Origin of the sequence: Nocardia sp. NBC_00416 (assembly GCF_036032445.1) — a bacterium.
Classification (GTDB): domain Bacteria; phylum Actinomycetota; class Actinomycetes; order Mycobacteriales; family Mycobacteriaceae; genus Nocardia.
Window position 1 is genome coordinate 541,172 of sequence record NZ_CP107932.1, and the last position, 17,182, is coordinate 558,353.

The 17,182-nt window shown below is 64.7% G+C and carries 17 protein-coding genes and 1 pseudogene; 11 read left to right on the forward strand and 7 right to left on the reverse strand.

The annotated features are described in order from the left end of the window. The first annotated feature begins 354 nt into the window (after positions 1-354). Positions 355-2,145 (forward strand): TerD family protein, encoded by a 1,791-nt coding sequence (locus OG804_RS02490; RefSeq protein WP_328393412.1) that lies wholly within the window; start codon positions 355-357, stop codon positions 2,143-2,145. 32 nt (positions 2,146-2,177) lie between these two features. On the opposite strand, the pseudogene OG804_RS32250 reads toward OG804_RS02490, so the two are convergent. Continuing rightward, positions 2,178-2,287: pseudogene (locus tag OG804_RS32250) on the reverse strand (transposase); the annotation flags it as partial. Between the two features lie 53 nt (positions 2,288-2,340). Between OG804_RS32250 and OG804_RS02495 the strand changes: the two are divergent. The 8 genes from OG804_RS02495 to OG804_RS02530 all read left to right on the forward strand — a co-directional run bounded on the left by OG804_RS02495 (position 2,341) and on the right by OG804_RS02530 (position 10,272). After that, complete coding sequence (locus tag OG804_RS02495) at positions 2,341-3,333, forward strand: hypothetical protein (RefSeq protein ID WP_328393414.1); 993 nt, start codon at positions 2,341-2,343, stop codon at positions 3,331-3,333. After that, positions 3,326-3,967, forward strand: coding sequence for a hypothetical protein (locus OG804_RS02500; protein WP_328393416.1), 642 nt, complete (start codon positions 3,326-3,328; stop codon positions 3,965-3,967). Before OG804_RS02495 ends, OG804_RS02500 begins: the two co-directional genes overlap by 8 nt. After that, positions 3,939-4,784, forward strand: coding sequence for a hypothetical protein (locus OG804_RS02505; protein ID WP_328393418.1), 846 nt, complete (start codon positions 3,939-3,941; stop codon positions 4,782-4,784). Before OG804_RS02500 ends, OG804_RS02505 begins: the two co-directional genes overlap by 29 nt. Positions 4,785-5,063: 279 nt before the next feature. Next, entirely contained in the window at positions 5,064-5,453 is a 390-nt protein-coding gene (locus tag OG804_RS02510) for a hypothetical protein (RefSeq protein ID WP_328393420.1), read from the forward strand. A 42-nt stretch (positions 5,454-5,495) separates the two neighbouring features. Further along, positions 5,496-5,936 (forward strand): hypothetical protein, encoded by a 441-nt coding sequence (locus tag OG804_RS02515; RefSeq protein ID WP_328393422.1) that lies wholly within the window; start codon positions 5,496-5,498, stop codon positions 5,934-5,936. Positions 5,937-7,391: 1,455 nt separating this feature from the next. Continuing rightward, complete coding sequence (locus OG804_RS02520) at positions 7,392-7,727, forward strand: hypothetical protein (RefSeq protein ID WP_328393424.1); 336 nt, start codon at positions 7,392-7,394, stop codon at positions 7,725-7,727. A gap of 205 nt (positions 7,728-7,932) precedes the next feature. Then, positions 7,933-8,244, forward strand: coding sequence for a hypothetical protein (locus tag OG804_RS02525; protein WP_328393426.1), 312 nt, complete (start codon positions 7,933-7,935; stop codon positions 8,242-8,244). 789 nt (positions 8,245-9,033) lie between these two features. Next, positions 9,034-10,272, forward strand: coding sequence for an MFS transporter (locus tag OG804_RS02530; protein ID WP_328393428.1), 1,239 nt, complete (start codon positions 9,034-9,036; stop codon positions 10,270-10,272). Positions 10,273-10,850: 578 nt separating this feature from the next. Here the strand turns inward: OG804_RS02530 and OG804_RS02535 are convergent. Beyond that, complete coding sequence (locus OG804_RS02535) at positions 10,851-11,783, reverse strand: hypothetical protein (RefSeq protein WP_328393430.1); 933 nt, start codon at positions 11,781-11,783, stop codon at positions 10,851-10,853. Between the two features lie 75 nt (positions 11,784-11,858). Between OG804_RS02535 and OG804_RS02540 the strand changes: the two genes are divergently transcribed. Next, entirely contained in the window at positions 11,859-12,413 is a 555-nt protein-coding gene (locus OG804_RS02540; protein ID WP_328393432.1) for a PadR family transcriptional regulator, read from the forward strand. 193 nt (positions 12,414-12,606) lie between these two features. Here OG804_RS02540 and OG804_RS02545 read toward each other — a convergent pair whose 3' ends face one another. The 5 genes from OG804_RS02545 to OG804_RS02565 form a co-directional block, all read right to left on the reverse strand. Beyond that, a complete protein-coding gene (locus OG804_RS02545; protein ID WP_328393433.1) occupies positions 12,607-13,581 on the reverse strand; it encodes an NADPH:quinone reductase in 975 nt (324 codons plus the stop codon). 189 nt (positions 13,582-13,770) lie between these two features. Continuing rightward, complete coding sequence (locus tag OG804_RS02550; RefSeq protein WP_328393435.1) at positions 13,771-14,001, reverse strand: hypothetical protein; 231 nt, start codon at positions 13,999-14,001, stop codon at positions 13,771-13,773. Beyond that, the gene (locus OG804_RS02555; protein ID WP_328393437.1) at positions 13,991-14,176 is read right to left on the reverse strand and encodes a tautomerase family protein; all 186 of its coding nucleotides are present in this window, start codon (positions 14,174-14,176) and stop codon (positions 13,991-13,993) included. Before OG804_RS02555 ends, OG804_RS02550 begins: the two co-directional genes overlap by 11 nt. Before the next feature lie 35 nt (positions 14,177-14,211). Beyond that, entirely contained in the window at positions 14,212-14,937 is a 726-nt protein-coding gene (locus OG804_RS02560; RefSeq protein ID WP_328393439.1) for an IclR family transcriptional regulator, read from the reverse strand. Positions 14,938-15,049: 112 nt separating this feature from the next. Beyond that, the gene (locus OG804_RS02565; protein ID WP_328393441.1) at positions 15,050-15,706 is read right to left on the reverse strand and encodes a hypothetical protein; all 657 of its coding nucleotides are present in this window, start codon (positions 15,704-15,706) and stop codon (positions 15,050-15,052) included. 177 nt (positions 15,707-15,883) lie between these two features. On the opposite strand from OG804_RS02565, the gene OG804_RS02570 reads away from it, so the two are divergent. Next, a complete protein-coding gene (locus OG804_RS02570; RefSeq protein WP_328393443.1) occupies positions 15,884-17,158 on the forward strand; it encodes an MFS transporter in 1,275 nt (424 codons plus the stop codon). The last annotated feature ends 24 nt before the right edge of the window (positions 17,159-17,182 follow it).

Here is a 17,182-nt window from a genome sequence, read left to right on the forward strand (position 1 = left end):
TGACCTGTACTGGTCTCGGTATGGTGTCCAGCTCGACCTGAGCGGCGGCTCTCTCCGCCGGTGCCGCGTTTATCTCGCCGACCAGGCTGCTGGGATCGATGCCGGCCTCGATCGCCCGGGTGTAGCGCTCCAGCTTCTGGTTCGCATCCGCGATCCGTGCCTTGATGATGTTGCGGCGAATTTCTGGGCGTTGCCGAACTGCCAGCCGTAGGAGGTTTCGGGGTCCTGGTTGTCTTCGGTGGAGGACTGCCCAATCATTCGAGTCCCAGCGCAGAGCCTGTGGACCCGAATCGGTGCCCGAAATCAGTCACATTGATCCGCAACGTTCGGTGACTCACTGACGATTGGATTGGCATGCAACCAGATTCGGTAGTGTCGGCAGCGTGTTCGGGTGCCGGCCTCGGCTCGTTCACTGTTGTCGATGTCGAGACTTCGGGGCTGAGCGCCGCCGATCACCGGGTGTTGTCGGTCGCTGCGCTTGCCTTGGACAGCGACGGCGTCGTTGTCAGGGAGTTTCATACGCTTGTCGATCCGGGGTGTGATCCCGGTCCGGTCCACATCCACGGTCTGACGCGTGAACTCTTGAGTGGGGCCCCACGGTTCGAGAACATCGAGGCCGAGCTGACTCAGTTGTTGGCTGGCCGGGTCATGGTCGCGCACAATGCGGGTTTCGACTATGGCTTCCTCGCGGGCGAGTTCGGCAGGATTGGGGCGAGCCTGCCTGTCGGTAATCGGTTGTGTACCTTGGCGCTCGCTCGTCGCGTTGCGCCTCCGGTGCCGGATTGTCGATTGGCCACGCTCGCGACCTACTACGGCATCCGGCAGCAGCGCGCGCATAACGCACTCGACGACGCGCGGGTTCTCGCGGCGGTACTACGGTCCTTGGTCACGGATGCGGCTCATCTCGGTATCGCGCTACCGATGCTGGCCTGCCCGCCTGACCGTCCTGGTGCAAGGAGGCGTTCGGCGTGGCCGAGCACCCCGCCGAAGACCATGTGCGAGTTCGAGTATCCCGGTCGCTTCACCGACGGTGGTGTGCTGGTTCAGGGTATGAAGGTCGCCTTCACCGGCGACACTCGCGTCGATCGTGTGCAGCTGATATCCCGAGCCGTAGCGGCGGGGTTGGATGTGACCCGGGCCGTCAGCGGGCGCACGAGCGCCCCGGTGACCAACTCGCAGGAATCGCTCACCGGTAAAGCTCGCGCCGCGCGTGGTCATGAGACACCGATCATGACCGAACAAACATTTCTGATGCTTCTCGAACGAATCCAGCCGGGGACTCCCAAGAATATGTCCGCCCAGCCCGGAGAGATGGGAAGCGATCCACATGCGCGCACGGAGGCTGCCGGGCCGTTGGCCGGGCGACGGGTTCTGGTACTCGGCGGTCCGCACGCTGCGGCTGTCGGCGCACGGAACAGGGTCGCCGATCTCAGTGGCTCTGTGGCGGTCAATATGTCGGCGAGTGTGTCCGACGTTCTCGCGCTGGAGGGTGCGCAGAACGACCCGCGGCTGGGCCGAGCGGAGGCCCGGGGCCTTCCGGTCCACGGAACTGAACTGTTGGACAGTGCGGGCCCAGCGTCCCCGCGTGGTGCGGATGCCCGGGAGATCGTGGAACCACACGTCATGTGTCGTGGTCAGGTGATGGATCTGCCCATCGATGAAATAGGCACGGAGTGGTCGGTGCGTGTGTCGTGGACGCAGGATGAGTCGTATGAAGTCGACGTTGTGGGGTTTCTTCTCGACAGCGGCGAAAAAGTTCGCCACGACTCCGATTTTGTCTTCTACAACCAGCCGACGGGTGACGGCGCCTGGCTGACCGCCGATGGGCCCAGCGAACAAACTGTCGAACTCTCCGTCGAGCAGCTTCCGCAACAGTGCGCACGGGTCGTAGTCGCGGCAGCGATCGACGGCGACAGTGTCACTTTCGGGACGGTGGGTGCGATCGAGATCGAGGTCACCGCGGGCAGCGAATCGGGCGTTTTCGCACGTGCCACGCTGGACGCCGCGACTGAGGAACGCGCCTTGATACTCGTGGAGGTGTATCGGCGCGGCGGAGCATGGCGACTGCGGGTGGTCGGCCAGGGCTACCCGTCCGGACTCGCCGAACTCGCGCGGTCGTATGGAGTCGATGTGAGTGGGGAGTAGTCGTCGACGGCCCGCGTGGATGGCATCCAGGAGATCACCGGATACACCGAGTCCAGCGGCCGTTCTGCCACTCGGCCATCCCGTCGATCATCTTGTTGGTGATGGTGGAAATCGTCTGTTCGGACACTTCGGCGCCATGTATGTCATCGAGGTTCTCCGTTATGTAATTGAGCCGCAATGGTATTGGAGGATGCGATGGTAGAACAGCTCGACGTAGGCGATGCCAAAGAGGGCATCGGCAGGGCCGTCGACGGTATCGGCAAGGCTGCGCGAACCGCTTCATCGCAGTTCGCCGGGCAGGTCGGCAATGTTAAGGACGCTGCCAGAGGCAGGGTCGAGAAGCTGACCGCGAAAGGGCCGGACCCCTACGAAGTGGCCGTAGCGGAATACAACGGCGTCTTCACCGCGATGGCCGACAGGGGCCTATCTCTGTTGCGTCAGCGCGAACGTTCGACGGACCTGATCGAGCTGGTCGAGCAGTTGGTGAACAGCATCGCCAACACCCCGAAATCATTCGATACCGACTTCGACGAGATCGAGATACATCGGAAACGGTTCCTGAACGCGGAGGACTTCGCTCAGCAAGAGCTGGAAGCAGCACGGTTGTCGGCTGCCGGCGCCGGCGCCGGGTTCGCGGCGGGCACCGCGGTAGCGGGCCTGGCGCCGTCGGCGGCGATGTGGGTCGCCACCACCTTCGGGACAGCGTCGACCGGCGCCGCGATCTCGACCCTTTCCGGGGCGGCAGCCAGCCAGGCAGCACTGGCGTGGCTCGGTGGCGGCGCGCTGGCTGCCGGTGGCGGCGGCACTGCGGCAGGCACCACACTGCTCGCGCTTGCCGGCCCGATCGGCTGGACAATCGCGGGCGCAACCCTACTCGCGTCGATCGCCCTGTTCGCGAAGAAGAAGTTCGAGAATCGAGAGGCGAAGCACGAAGCGCTGACTGCGATAAAGCACAACACCGCCCTCGTCGAAGGCATGGATGCTCAGATCGACGACCTTCTCCAGCGGACGACCTTGCTCCGCGAAGGGCTGGTGAAGAGTTACGGGGAAGCCTTGGTGTACTTCCGAGCCGATTTCCACGCGCTCGCCCCTGCCGAGCGGTCGGCACTCGCTACGTTGGTGAACAACGCGAAGTCGTGCGCGACCATGCTGAGCATGCGCATCGAACAGGATGCCGATAGTGAGTGACGCTGCCGAGCTCGTCACGAGCACCCAGGAACAGGCAGTTGCTTCCTGGGTGAGCTATCTCAACCAGCTCCGCATCGACAACCTTCTGAGCGCGCTCAGCCAGCAGGACGAGCACCTTCGGGACGCGCTCACCAGCGTCGACGAAGCCGTCAGGAAAATCGACCTCGAAGTGGTCGCCGCCAACCGCGGCGGACAGCATGGCATGCACGGCTTCATCGCCGAGGTCGCCGAGGTCGGCATCGGCAACGCCCGAAAGCAGATCCTCGGCCACGAGGCCGTCTACCAGTGGGTCAACGACAACGGACCCGTCGACCTGATGCGCGGAAGTGTCGAGATCCAGCAGAAGTTCGTTGCAGCGGGTGGCCGCTTCTCACTGGGCGCGATCGCCGAGCACCTCCAGAAGTATCCCGAATACGTTCGCAACGGTGGGAAATACCAGATTCCCCGTGACCATTTCGAGGTGATCCAGCGGCTGCATGCCCTGTCGCCTGAGGAAGCGAGCAAGCTGCTGTCACGCAGCGGTGACGGACCTTCCCTCAGAGACTGGCAGCGGGTCCAGGCGTTCTTCCAGGACACCGGTCGGCTTCGAATCGCTCGAACCCTCGATGCTCGAATACAACGAAGTGCAACGTGAGGTCTACACCTCGACCATGGCGGCCGAAAAGGACCTGCTTCGCGCCACTGACCGGTCCCTGCGCGCTGATGCCTACCAGCGCAGCCGGCCGACGCTGCGAGAAGGAGGCACGGCCGCACTCACCGCCGCCGCGACCGCGGGCGGGACGGCGTTCGTACTGGCTGTGGTCGCCAAGCGTCGGGAAGGAAAGCGGCTCAATGAGTTCAGCGGGCGGGACTGGATCGACCTCGCAGGCGAGACCGGCTCAGGTTTCGGCAAGGGCGGCGTCCGAGGACTGAGCATCTACGCGCTCACGAATTTCACCGCGACCTCCGCGGCCGTTGCCGGCTCGATCGTCACCACATCCTTCAGCATCGCAGAACAAGCGAACAAGCTGCGCCGGGACCAGATCGACGAACTCGAGCTCATCGAGAACTCCGAGCTCATCGCCTTGGAAGCCGCAGTACGCGCACTGTCCTCGTTCGTCGGCCAGGCGACCATCCCCATCCCGGTCCTCGGCGCCGTCATCGGCACCACGGTCGGCACTGTGATGTACAAGGCCGTCGCCTCGTCGTTGACGAAGCGAGAAGCGGCGCTGATCGAGCGTTACCTCGACGAGCAGCGCACGCTCGACGAGCAACTCGCCGCGGAGTACCAGGCCACACTGGAAAAGCTGGACCAGAGCATGTCGGACTATCTCAGGCTGCTCGAACGAGCCTTCTCGCCCGACGTGCAGGTCGCGCTCGCCGGATCGGTCCAGCTAGCGGCAGAACTCGGCGTCGCTTCGGACGAAATCCTGGATTCCGATGAGAAAGTCGACGCCTACTTCCTCGATTAGCGAAAAGGAGGTCACAGTCGACGCGGCAATCTATTCAGTTGGATCTTGGTCGATCAACCAGTGACGACCAACCCGCCACCGTTCTGGGTCATCCCCGTAAAACACTCACCGAGCTTATTGGTCGTAGGCGTGCCAAGATCCCAAGGAGTCGCCGCTGGCGGAGTAATAGGCGGCCAGGTCGACGGCGCCGTGCTGTCGGCGCCGCGGGCCGTGCGGGTCGATCTCAAAGGCCGTGGTGTACTGGAGTGAGTTCGGGCGATGGCAGGGGTGGATGAGTGTGTGGCACTGCCCGCAGCCGACGCGGCGCCCGGGCCGGGCAACGCGGCCTGCCAAATGGAAGCCGTGAAGGCCATGAATCCGCACAATTCCAAGGGCACACCCACCGACATCGTCGGAAAGGGCAGTATCAAGTGCACGGCGGCCATCGACTCGCTGTACATCGATGTCGAACTCCAGCGCAAGGTGGGTGGGAGCTGGCAGCGGGTCGGCGGCGGCCACAACGAGGCCACCAAACCCGCCGCGAACACCAAAATCGTTGCCCAAGGCACCGCCCGCTGCGAGCCCGGGGAGTACCGGACGGCTGCTCGTGGGGGCGTGTACGGGGGAGTACCCTCGCAATCCTCGGCATGGAAGTACTCGGACACGGTGGTTGATCCGTGCGGTAAGTAGTGTCGAGGCGGGGCAAGATTGCGAGTGGGCTGGGAGGCCGGGGTGAGTGGGACGGAATGGGAGATGTTCTGCTCGGAGGTGTTTTCCATCGCCGAGCGTTACGCCATCAATACGTATTCGAATCCCGGCACCCTGCTGCTCTCCGGCGGATCCTCGTCCATGGAAGACCAAGCGCGCGGGGCCAATCCACATATCATGCTGGTGGATATGGGCGACGCCTCGGTGCGCATCGAAACGGGCTGGTGCGTCCACGCCATCGCCGACTACGAAATCCAATTCGAGGACAAGCCGTCCCAGGCGGCCGCGGCGGTCGAGGCGATCGTTCTCGGGGGCGCTGAAGAGTATGTGATCACCGATGACGACGACCGGTGGGTGGCGTTCGGGTGGTGTATTCGGGGCAAGGACTCTCTGATGTCGCAACCTCCGCACATCACCTCGGGGCGAAAGGCGGTTCGTCGGCTCTTGCCGTGGCGGTCGGCGTGACCGTGCGGCCAGAGCTCTACCAAGTCGCCCAGCCGCCGGTGACGGCCCGCGCCCAGGCGTGGAAGAGTCCGGGAACCGTGGCGGTGGTGTCCGAGCCGGCGGCCATGGTCCGCATCGTGACGGCATCCCGGCGGTTTCCGGGTGAGTCGGGTGCTATGTGCGCGACTCACCTTGTCGTCGCACTCGTTGGGTCACCGGCCATCGACTGGCAGCGGTAGAGGGTGTCTTCCCGGAGAACAACCGGGGAAGCTTTGGGGGCCGCTATTTCTGGGTCGCGGACGGACTCATCATCCGCGATGCCGGCATCAGCAGCATGACTCGAGTGCTCATCGGGCTGGTCGAAAACGATGAGTTCACGCAGGTCTTTCAGCGGCTCTGCAGCTGACAGTTTCCGGCAGTCACCCGAACTTGATTCTGAAACGATCAGTAAGTCAGGGGCGGCATGGGGTTTCCCAGCAGCTGCGGGAGCGCGCTGTTCACCGGAGGTGCGTGGTAACCGCCGCTGGCATCATGCTGCGGTAGGTTCGGGTGGCGCGTGCGATCGGAGCCATCGCCGGTATTTCTGCGGGGTGTCCTCTTCGCGGAGATGGATTCGAGTGAGCGTATCGGCGATGAGTTCTCCGGCTCGGTGCCTGTGGTTGATCCGTGGGATCCCGTACGGGGTTGGCTTTGATCGCGAATTCGGGCACCGCCCGGTCGCGAATTTCGACAGCGTCTTGTTCGCGGTCGGTCGCGAATCTCGACACCATCGCGCCATCCTGGTTGCGGCACAGCAGTACCCGACTGACTCCGCAGCGGGGTTGTCGCTTGCCATCACGACGGATCATCACGTCGCCACTTGTGGGCTCACCGATAGCAATACTAGAATGGGTTATCGCTTTGCTGAGTGGCGGAGTCCACGTTTGTATGTGCCAGCGAATTCCTGCGTCGTTCGTCGGCGAATTCCGATACCGCGTCGGGTCCATACGAGGTGAGTCGTGACGGTGAAATTTGACGTCACCAGCACCTGGTTACGGACTGCCGCAGATCGCCGAGAGCCACGATCTAGGCTCCGCATCATGATCGGTGATCTCGGATTCCGCTGTTCGCGCTGTTCGACCTTCGCTATCTGCTCATGAGTGCCGCGCGAGTGCCACTGCCCCCTCGAACGCCGGAAAGCCTGAGCCGCCGGGCCCGGTACTTCGTCGAAACGCACGGGATGCGTCTTCCCTGCCGGGATATCCGCCCCTATCGCAACGTATGGCTCGACCACGGGATACCCGCTGCGGAGATCGACCGGGCCGTGGCCTTCCAAGAAGTCTGGGGCGGCCTCGCCCTGCCCCCTGCCCCCTGCCCCCTGCCCCCGCGTACGAGGGCGGCCCGCGTGTTCTCGAAGCCGACGTACCCGAGGTCCTGTCCACGGACGGGTGGCACTTTCCGGCCGGCGACTGCCGCGTATCCATGGCCTACGGATTCATGATCGGGCCGGGAGGCGAATTCGGAATCGACGCCGACCATTGGACACCTCTGCACGCCAGCACGCAGGGATGGGTGGAAGCCCTGGCACTGGCCCACCACGCCCGCCACTGGGCCCGGACCGTCACGAGAATCAAGGGCAACGCCGTCGAAGAGGTGGATCTCGACGGATTCGAGCTCGTACCCGAGGTTCAGGGACTCACCGACACCTGGTGGCGGAGCAAGGACTCACTGATCGCCATCTACCGCGGTGAAGCTATCGGCCTGGCCGCGCCTCACTGCCGGGAGGCCCATATCTACGACGGACTCGACGCATGGGGCTTCAGCGGCCACTGACTCGCGGAGACCCGGGACCACGGCGTCGGAATTCGCCGATACAAGAATCTCTCGATCCCGGGCGACGTCAACATCCACCGATGAGTGACGTCACAGTTGGCCGATAGAACCACCACGTTCCCTGTGTGACCGGTATGCGGCAATATAGGGCTTGGCCAGGCGCCGAAGCGAGTGTCCCTCAACCCCCGCATAGCATCTGGTCATTATGAGCGGCCAGGAGATCGTAGCGACGGGTTCGTGGCTGTATGCCGACGTCGTCATGCCGGTGTTCGTCGTCCGTCTCGACTACGACTTCTGGTACGAGGTAGCCCGAGAGGAGGGCACACTCGCGGCGGGCGAGGAGCCGTTCCTTGATTCGGCCGGGCATGCTTACTACGTGTCGTTCAAAGTCCTCCGCAACGATGCGTCATTCTGGCCTGATTCCGGGCCGCACCGTTCGGTTGATGAGGCGCGGATCACGGCAGCATCGAGGGTGCCCTCTCCGATCACTTGGCAGTCTGGTGAATCACTTCCATGAAAGATCATTGTTTGAAGCGGCGCGATCGTCTGGCACGCGTGCCGCAGTCTGCACTGATATCGGCATGAGCGAGAGTTCGGCGGGACGCCCCTGGGCCGTTCTCACATCACGGATCTGGAACGTGTTCACTCTACGAACTGCCGCAGTCGGTGGTCCCTTGTCTGGCACCGCCACGGCAACGAACTGTCCCACCGTCCGAACCTCTTCCGGTGCAACAGTGACATCACCGGTAGGGTTCGGATTCCCCCCCTGGATCGACCATGGCTGCGAGATTATCAGGGAGCGCCTGACCCAGCTACCGGCTCGCGCGCACATCGATCCGCACCGAGCCTGTCAGCCGCCCGGGACGAGCGGTAGCTCGGGTTTGCCCGCTCGGACCGTTCGCATCCCGCGGAGTCGCAATCCTCACGAGCTCCATTGCTCAACCTCACCGCGCGATGAGGTGATCGGATCTGCGCGTAGGCGTTGCGAGACCGCCGGCCCAAGGCCGGACCGGCCGAAGAAAGTTTCGGATGCGGCCCGCCGCTATCACGCGAGCAACTACATCTCGGAAACCCTCCGCAAGTCGCCTACGGTCGGTACCCGGGAAGTGATCGCTCTGACGGTGCCGGCAGCCGGACCGAACGCAGATGCATTCGGCGAGTTGATGATTCAGGTCGAGGATCACTTCGAGGGGGCCGACGCTCGAACGGCGACGCGAAAGGCCCTGACTGGCTCTCGAAGGCTCACACCGCTGAGGTCGAGCGAGTGTCCAGAGTTCTCGACGTAGAACTGATCTGAGGAGTGGGCGTGCTGCACGGGAGTTTCGGCCGGCTGTTGGCGATGGCGGGTATCACTAATCTGGTGGACGGGAGCACTCGGATCTATCTTCCGCTGCTGGCCATCGCATGGGAGGCCAGTCAGGCCGCGGTCGCTTGGATCTTCTTCGCAGCACTGCTCCCATGGGCGGTCGGCAGCCTGTTTGCCGGGGCGATGATCGACCGCAGGGACCGTTTCGCGTTTCTGCGCGCGGTGAATCTGGCGCGAGCCGCCGGTCTGGGCGTCGCCGCGACGGCCGCCTTCCTGTTCCCCGGTCACATTGCGGTGTTGCTGGGACTGGCGGTCGTGATCGGCACTGTCGACATGGTCGGCGACATCTGTGGACAGAGTATGGTGGCCGATCTTGTCGAGGAACCCGCACGTACGGCTGCCTACGGGAAGATGGCGTCGGTGCAGACCGTCCTCGGTGTGTTGGCAGCCCCGGCGATCGGCGGTCTGCTCGTCGCGGTTCCGGCCTGGCTGGCACTATCGGCATTGGGTATCGCGAGCTCTGTTGCGGTGTTTCTCGTGCAGGGTCGCGCCGCGCCGGGTGCCGGGCCGGCGCGCGAGCATCCGTCGAGTTCGGTCCTGACCGACTCCAAAGTCGGGTTGAAGACCATCCTGCACAGTTCGTGGCTGGGACGCACCGCCGCGGCGGTTGGTGTGATGAACCTGGCGTCGTCCGCGTCGATGGCGGTCCTGGTCGTTTACACGAGCCGGTCATTGGGCGCATCGGTAGCCGGGACCGGAATCCTGTTGTCCGCGATCGGTATCGGTTCCAGTGTCGGCAGCCTGGGCGCCGCACGTCTGTCCGCGTATCTCGGATTCCGGGCGGCGGTCATGATCGGTGCACTGGGGATTGCCTTGGGTCTGGTCTCGCCTATTATCGGGACGAGCATGATTCAGCTGGGAATTGTGTCCGTGCTCGGCAGCCTGCTCTCGCCGCTGTTCGGCGTGAACGTGATCTCGATGCGCCAGCGAATCATCACCCCGGATCTGGCCGGCCGCGTTAATGCATCCTTCCAGCTTCTCGGAATCGGCACCGCTCCGCTGGGTGCATTGATTGCCGGCGCCGCGTCTGCTGTCGTGACGGATAGGGCGGTATTCGCGGTGAGTGCGAGCCTCGCGATCGCGGCGCTTGTGGTGTGCCGGCCGTGGTTTGTGGGCTTGCACCCGACACCGGTCACTCGATACCAGGCCGACCACCCGGAGCAGGAAGTGCCCAACTGATCGAACCGGTGGGCTCCAGACCCCAGGGTTTCCCCTGCATTCCGGCCCCTACCTCAGCACGCCGCGGCGAAGGGGTAGCACGGGTGGGACTCGTCGGCCGTTGGAGGTGTGACCCCGAGCTGGCCGGCCCGGTCGGCGGCTGGGGCCACCACGGCGGACGATGTTGGTCTATACCCCGGGTTCTCGGAATCTTGCCCGCTGGCCAGGAACGCTGCGACGAGGGCGAATAGGCCCCCGCCGGTCGTCTCAACGACTGCGTTCGGATCATCAGTTCGGATCCGACGACATCAGCCGCTGCGACGTTCCGTAGCGAAGACACGGTTTACACCTCAGCGCTTTTCGTGACAGCGCCTGACGTTGACCGGAGTCTTGCGTGCCGCAAGCATGGGACCCTGATCTACCTCGATGCGGTCGCCCGAGATATGCCCATCTCGGCGGCCACGTGTGCGATTGGGCGGGTGCTGCAGCGTTCGATGAGTCGCTAGCGGTCTTCGGGGGGGTGAGAGGGGCGTTGCAGTGGGTTGTCGCAGTCGAGATGCGATCTTCCCTCCTCGGCCGTGGGGACGCATCGCCGCCCGTCATGAGGCGCCGATGAGCCGCCGGAGGGCGTCATAGGCCGGTTTGGGCGTGTAGTCGTCGTGGAGGAGCCCGAATCCGTTCTGCCAGTTGCCGTCACTGATCCCGTCGCGGAGCGAGAAGAGCTCGTGCACGCTGACCTCGCCGGTCGCAGCTACCGCCGCTGCGACGGCCTGCAGGATCCGCGCCTGCTTCGCCTCATCGCGGGTGCGACCGGTGGGCCAGCCGGTTTCGGTCACGTGGATCGGCGTCTCCTCGGAGATCCCGGCGTCACGGGTGACAGATCGCAGGGTACGGACGAGGAACTGGGCTCCGACGCCCACTTTGTCCTCGGGGATCGGGCGGAAGACGTCGGGAAACATGTCCAGTCCGATGAAGTCGAGCCGCGCGGTCGAATCCGGGCCCAGGCTGTCGGTCATCCGGGCCCAGAACGCCGGGTCCGCGACTCCGGCCCCGTTCACGCCGATTCCGACACTCACGCCGAGCCGGTCACGTTCCTCGATCCCGGCCGCCACGCCCGCGGCGACCGCGTCGAAACAGCCAGGGAAACCGCCGTCCTGCGGAGCGGGCACGTTGAGTTCTTCGCCGACCTGCACCTTGCCGCCGCCCCATGCGGCAACATCACGAACTGCCCGGCGCACGAATTTCGCGTAGCCGGCTGGGTCGGGCTCAGTGGCCTGATAGCAGGCCACCAGGTCGATCAGCCGGCCCGGCCCGGCGTAGTCCCCCGGATCGGCTGGAGCCGCGACCACACCGGGCTCCGGCGCTCCATCTCCGCGGTAGTGCCGATAGCAGCGGATGTAGAACTGCGCTGCATCGCCTTGCAGCCGGTCAAGGGCCACGCGCGTGCGCTCCACATCTTCCGGCGGTGTTGCCAGCGGGGTCAACTCCACGAGATCAGCGGCGACCACACCGGGCCAGATTCCGAACAGCACGACAGACTCCTCACTAGCCGTATACGGATAATTGATACGATAGTCGTATACGGCTATCTCCGCTACCGTGGACTGATGCCGACCAATGCGCTCACCAACCCGCTGGTGCTGCCGATCCTGGGGCTGCTGGCCGAACAGCCTCGGCACGCCTACGCCCTGTTCAGCGAGCTGCGCTCGCGCTACACCTACATCAGCGTGCGGAACGCGACCGTCTACACGCTGCTCAACACCCTCGTGGAGACCGGATGGCTGCGTGCGGAGCCGACGGGCGCAGATCGACAGACCTTCCAGCTGACCCCAGCAGGGCGACAAGCCCTGGCAGAGCGAGTCGAGCACGAACTCCAGGAGGGCGCCGTCGGCGACCGCACCCCATTCATGACCGCGCTCGCCTACCTCGGAATCCTCGCCCCGACCTCAGCGGTAGCCGCTCTGCAAAGCAGAGCCGACCGCATCCACCATGAGGAAGAACGCCTTGCACGCGCACTCGACGAGGCTGCAAGCGTCCCTGAACTGCACATGATCGAGACCCACTACTACCGTGACCAACTCGATCACGAACGCGCCTGGCTGGATGCGACCATCCGCCGCATCCGCTCCGGCGCCCTCGCCTGGCCGAGTCAGAAGAACTGAGCAAACCGTCCAGGCTCACGCCATGACGGACCCTGGACGCGGTCGGCCACGGTCTGGGGATCGGTCGCGAGTTCGGTGAGGCCGGACTGCGCGAATACGTCGAGGAGCACGCGATCCGCCTGCTGAAGTAACCCTGCGGCACCTCGGCCACCGACCCGTGCGGGCGGTGGCCGAAGTGTCTACGTCTGCCCTGTCAGCCGGGAATGTCGACAAGGACCCGGCCGTGTCCGGGACCGTCGATGCGTTCATGTGCGGCTGCGATATCCCGCAAGGGATAGCGCGCGGCGATCGGGATGACCGGATCGGTACGGGCCAGCTCGGTGAGGTCTCGAGCGGCTCGGTGTTTCACCTCCGCCGGGAAGTCGTCACTGCCCAGAAGGCGCACAGTGAGGTTGGCGAAGAGCATGGGCCAGAACGGGATGGTGGTGTCCGCGGCGCCGGTCGCATAGGCGGCGATCGTTGCGCCTGGCCGGGCCACCGCAGTGTCGAGGTCGGCGTTGCCCGATAACGAGACCTCGACGATGCGATCCACACCCTCGGGGGCATGGGCGCGGATGGCCTCGGCAGGATCGGGTCGGTCGAGGGCTACCAGGTGTGTGGCGGCGGCGGCCGGATCGTCCAGGTCGCTGCTGCGTCGCACGGTGCCGATCACAGTGGCGCCGCCACGGACGGCGAGTTGGGCTGCCAGCGACCCCACTGCTCCGAGTACTCCGTGTACCAGCACGATGGTGGCCTGGACGGGGCCGTCGCCGAATACGGCGCGGTGCGCGGTGGTACCGGGGATACCCAGGCAGGCCCCGATCTCGTCGCTCACCTCGGGGGGCAGCGGCACCGCCAGGTCCGCCGGTACCGTGCAGTATTCGGCTGCGGTGCCGAAAGCACGATAGGACTGGGCCCCGTGGACCCATATGCGTTGCCCGGCCCGGGCGGTATCGACGCCCGCACCGACGCTGTCGATCACCCCGGCGGCGTCACTGTGGGGTACGACGCGCGAATAGGGCATGGTCGAGCCGAGCCAGCCCTCGCGTTTCTTGATGTCGCCAGGGTTGACCCCGGAAACGTGCACCCGGACGCGGACCTCTCCGGCCCTCGGCTCCGGATCGGGCAACTCACCCACTTGCAGTACTTCGCGGGCAGATCCGTTGCGGTCGTACCAGGCTGCCAACATCGGCCGAACCTCCGATCGCGGTGGGTGGCTGGGTTGCAGACCGACTATATGCCCAGTCGGCGTGGGCCTTCATCGATGTGATCGCGCACCGGGCGTCGAAGGTCACCGTGCCGATGGCATTGCGCGTCGGTCCGCCGGCGTCGCCCGCAAGTGGAACGCGGCGTGGTGGCCGGTCACGCCGGGTCCGGGTCATTCGCCGGTGGCCCGTTTCGGTGCGGGGGAGCCGGGGATGTCGTCGTACCGGGTGTAGACATCCGCCATGGTTCCGGACGGGTCGAGGCGGGTGAGGACAGCGGCCCCGATCGCGGCGAGCTGATCGATCTGCTCCGCGGTGAGAGTATCGATGGTGTTGTGCCGCAACGCGATACCTGGTTGCTCGGTTACTGGATGCCAGTGGCATTCGATCGTTTCAGCGATCACTTTTCAGTGTGTCGCCGACTGCGAAGCGGCTGGGCTCGACTTCGTTGACGACGACCCGGACGGTTTCCAGGGGCGCCTCGAGCGCATCGGCGACCGTTCTGGCCACCTGCCGGATGCAGTTTTCCACTGTGTCGGATGGGCGTCCCTTGACGAGGGTGATCTGAACTATCGGCACTGGGTACTCCTTCGTGGCAGGGTGGTTCGGTTGTCTCAGCGCCGGTAGCCGAGTTCCTCGGATAGTGCGCTCGCGGCGTTGGTGAGTGCGTCGACGACGTCGGGGGAGGGCGGGTCCGGTAGGTAGTGGATGGAAGCGATCACGGCCAAGGTGCAGATCAGGTCTCCACCGTGGGTGAAAACCGGGGCCGCGATGGCGTTGACTCCGCGGAACGTCTCTTCCGGCGCCGTTGCCCACCCTTGTCTGCGAGTGGACGCGACGTGCGCACGGAGGCGTTCCGGATCCATGATCGTGCCCGGGGTGCGTTGTTCCGGTGCAAGCCGTGACCAGGTGCGGACCTGGTCCGGGGAGCCGAACGCCAGGGCCACTTTGCCCTGGGCAACGCTGTTGTATCCGAATTGAGTTCCGGGGCTGAGGATCACGTCGATCGGGGAGCCGCCGGGTATGACTTCGGTGACCGTGACACCGTGCTCGGTGAGTTGGGAGAGCACGATCGTCTGACCGATCTCGTCGCGCAACCGGGTCATGACGGGGCGCGCGAGTGTGAGTAGTTCGGCTCGTCTACTGATCCGTTGCCCGAGCAGCACTAGACGCCAGCCCGGTTCGTAGGCGCGTGTCGCCGAATCCTGTGAGAGGAAGCCCGACTCCCTGAGGCTGGTGAGGTGCCGGTGAATCCGAGCCTTCGGCAGGTCCAAGGCTGCGGCGAGTGCTGTGACCCCCCACGGCTCGCCGCGTTCGAGCACCTTTTCCAGAATCAGCAATGGAAGAAGGGTCGGTGTCGGCCGGCCGCCCGGCGCGGAATCGGCTTGCGCAGGTATCGACGCGCCAGGCGGGTTCGCCGTCGGCTCGGGGCGTGGGTCTTCGGGTTCGTCGTCAGGCAACGATCACTCTTTCCATGAGGACTCGGTACTTCTGGGTATTGATCTTCTCGTTGTCTTCGGGATGGACAAAACGGATCGAGCTCGAGCCCATATTCTGTTTCGGCAGTAGGAAGCATCGGACGAAGGTCGTCCCGCTCTTGACGGTGGTCGGTGCGTATACCGGCAGAACCCCCTTTTCCGCCCAGGCCGCGCCGGGGCCGTGCACCTGCGTGGCGCCCTCGGTCTCGATGGTGATCTCACCCGACCTGGTGATGCGAATACCGGGGCCCTGATGCAGGTGGGTCCAGGCGATACCGCCCGGCGGGAAGGTCACGGTGTCGCACCGCATGAGCCAGGTGTAGCGATCGTCGAGTTCGAAGGTTGCTGTCAACTTCAGTTCGCTGGAGGTCTGTGGGGCGGAACGCAGGGTGTGCGCGGTTTCGTCGGATGCGTCGCGGGCCAGTTCCCATCGCCAGACGGTGGAGTCGACTTCTGTGGCCGACAAGGTCAGTTCCTCCTCGGCGACGAGCGCGGAACCCTCGCTCACGTATCGGATGGTGTTGTCGGAGTGGATATCCACGCCGCCGGAGGCGACGTAGATCGCGCGGTTCTCGCGGGGGAGGTAGACCGGCTTGGTTCCGGCGGGGAGGCGGTCCTCGAAAAGAAACATCGTCCGTAGCATCGCGGAACCTTTCACTCTGTATCGCTCATCAATACATCTGTACTGATCATCGCAACCGTACCGCAGGCCGTGTTACCGTCGCCACATCGACGTCACGGCAGTGTGAACATGTGTATCGGTGAGCGATACAGGTGACGCGGTTGCGTTCTCAGAAGGAGATCACCCATGACAGGACCGGTTTCGGAAACGCGGTGGTACCGCGGGGCCACCAAAGACCAGTGGCGGGCTTTCTGGAGTGCCTACCTCGGATGGGTGCTCGACATCATGGACCTCGTCATCTTCTCGATGGTCCTGACGTACGTGATCGACGACTTCGGCAGCGACCGGGACACGGCGGGAATGATCGCTTCCTTCACGCTGCTGGCTTCCGCGTTCGGTGGCATGATCTTCGGCTATATCGCCGACCGGTTCGGCCGGACGAAGGCGATGGTCGCGAGCATCCTGTGTTATTCGATCGGGACGATGCTCTGCGGCTTCTCGACCGGCATGGGAACGCTCATGGCCGCACGTGTCATCGTCGGACTCGGCGTCGGCGGGGAATGGGGTGCGGGTACCGCCCTCGTATCCGAAACCTGGCCCGCCCGTCATCGGGGCAAGGTCCTGGCCTGGGTGCAGAGCGCCTTCGCCACCGGTTACGGGCTCGCCGCATTGATCGCGTTCCTCGTCGTCCCCGCACTCGGCTGGCGGTGGGCGTTCTTCATCGGTATCTTCCCGGCGGTGCTCGCCATCTGGGTGCGGCGTGAGACCAAGGAGTCGAAGGTCTGGCTGGAGGCGGGCACGCGGCTCGGCGCGTTCGCCTCCTTGCGGCAGTTGTTCACCCAGCAGCCGAAGGCCGTCGCCGTCTGCCTGGCGTTCACCGCCGCGGCCATGTGCGGGTATTGGGGCCTGTTCACCTGGATTCCTAACTACCTGGCCTCGCCGGTCACCGAAGGCGGGCGTGGGATGGACATGCTGTCCTCGACCACCTGGATCATCGTCATGCAGATCGGGGCCGCGGCCGGATTCATCTCGTTCGGCTACGTTGCCGACCGGATCGGCCGGCGCAATGCTTTCCTGGTCTACTTCGGCGCAGCCGTGATCTGCATACCGATCTTCCTCACCCTGACCGCTCCCATCGTCGTTTTCGCCTTCGGTCCGGTCATGGCGTTGTTCGGCACCGGCTTCTACTCCGGATTCGGCCCCACCTTCGCGGAACTGTTCCCCACCGAGATCAGAGCTTTCGCTCAGGGATTCATCTACAACGCGGGCCGCGCAGCCAGCGCGCTGGCTCCCGCGATGGTCGGATTCATGGCGCATTCGGCCGGCGTCGGCGCCGCCATGATGGGCACCGCGCTGTTCTACCTCCTGGCCGCCGCGATCGTCTTCTTCTTCCTGCCCGAGACCAACGGACGCGAGCTGGAGACCGGAAACCCGGCGCGATCCGGCGACCTCGCACACTGACCCGACAATGCGCCTGCAATGCAG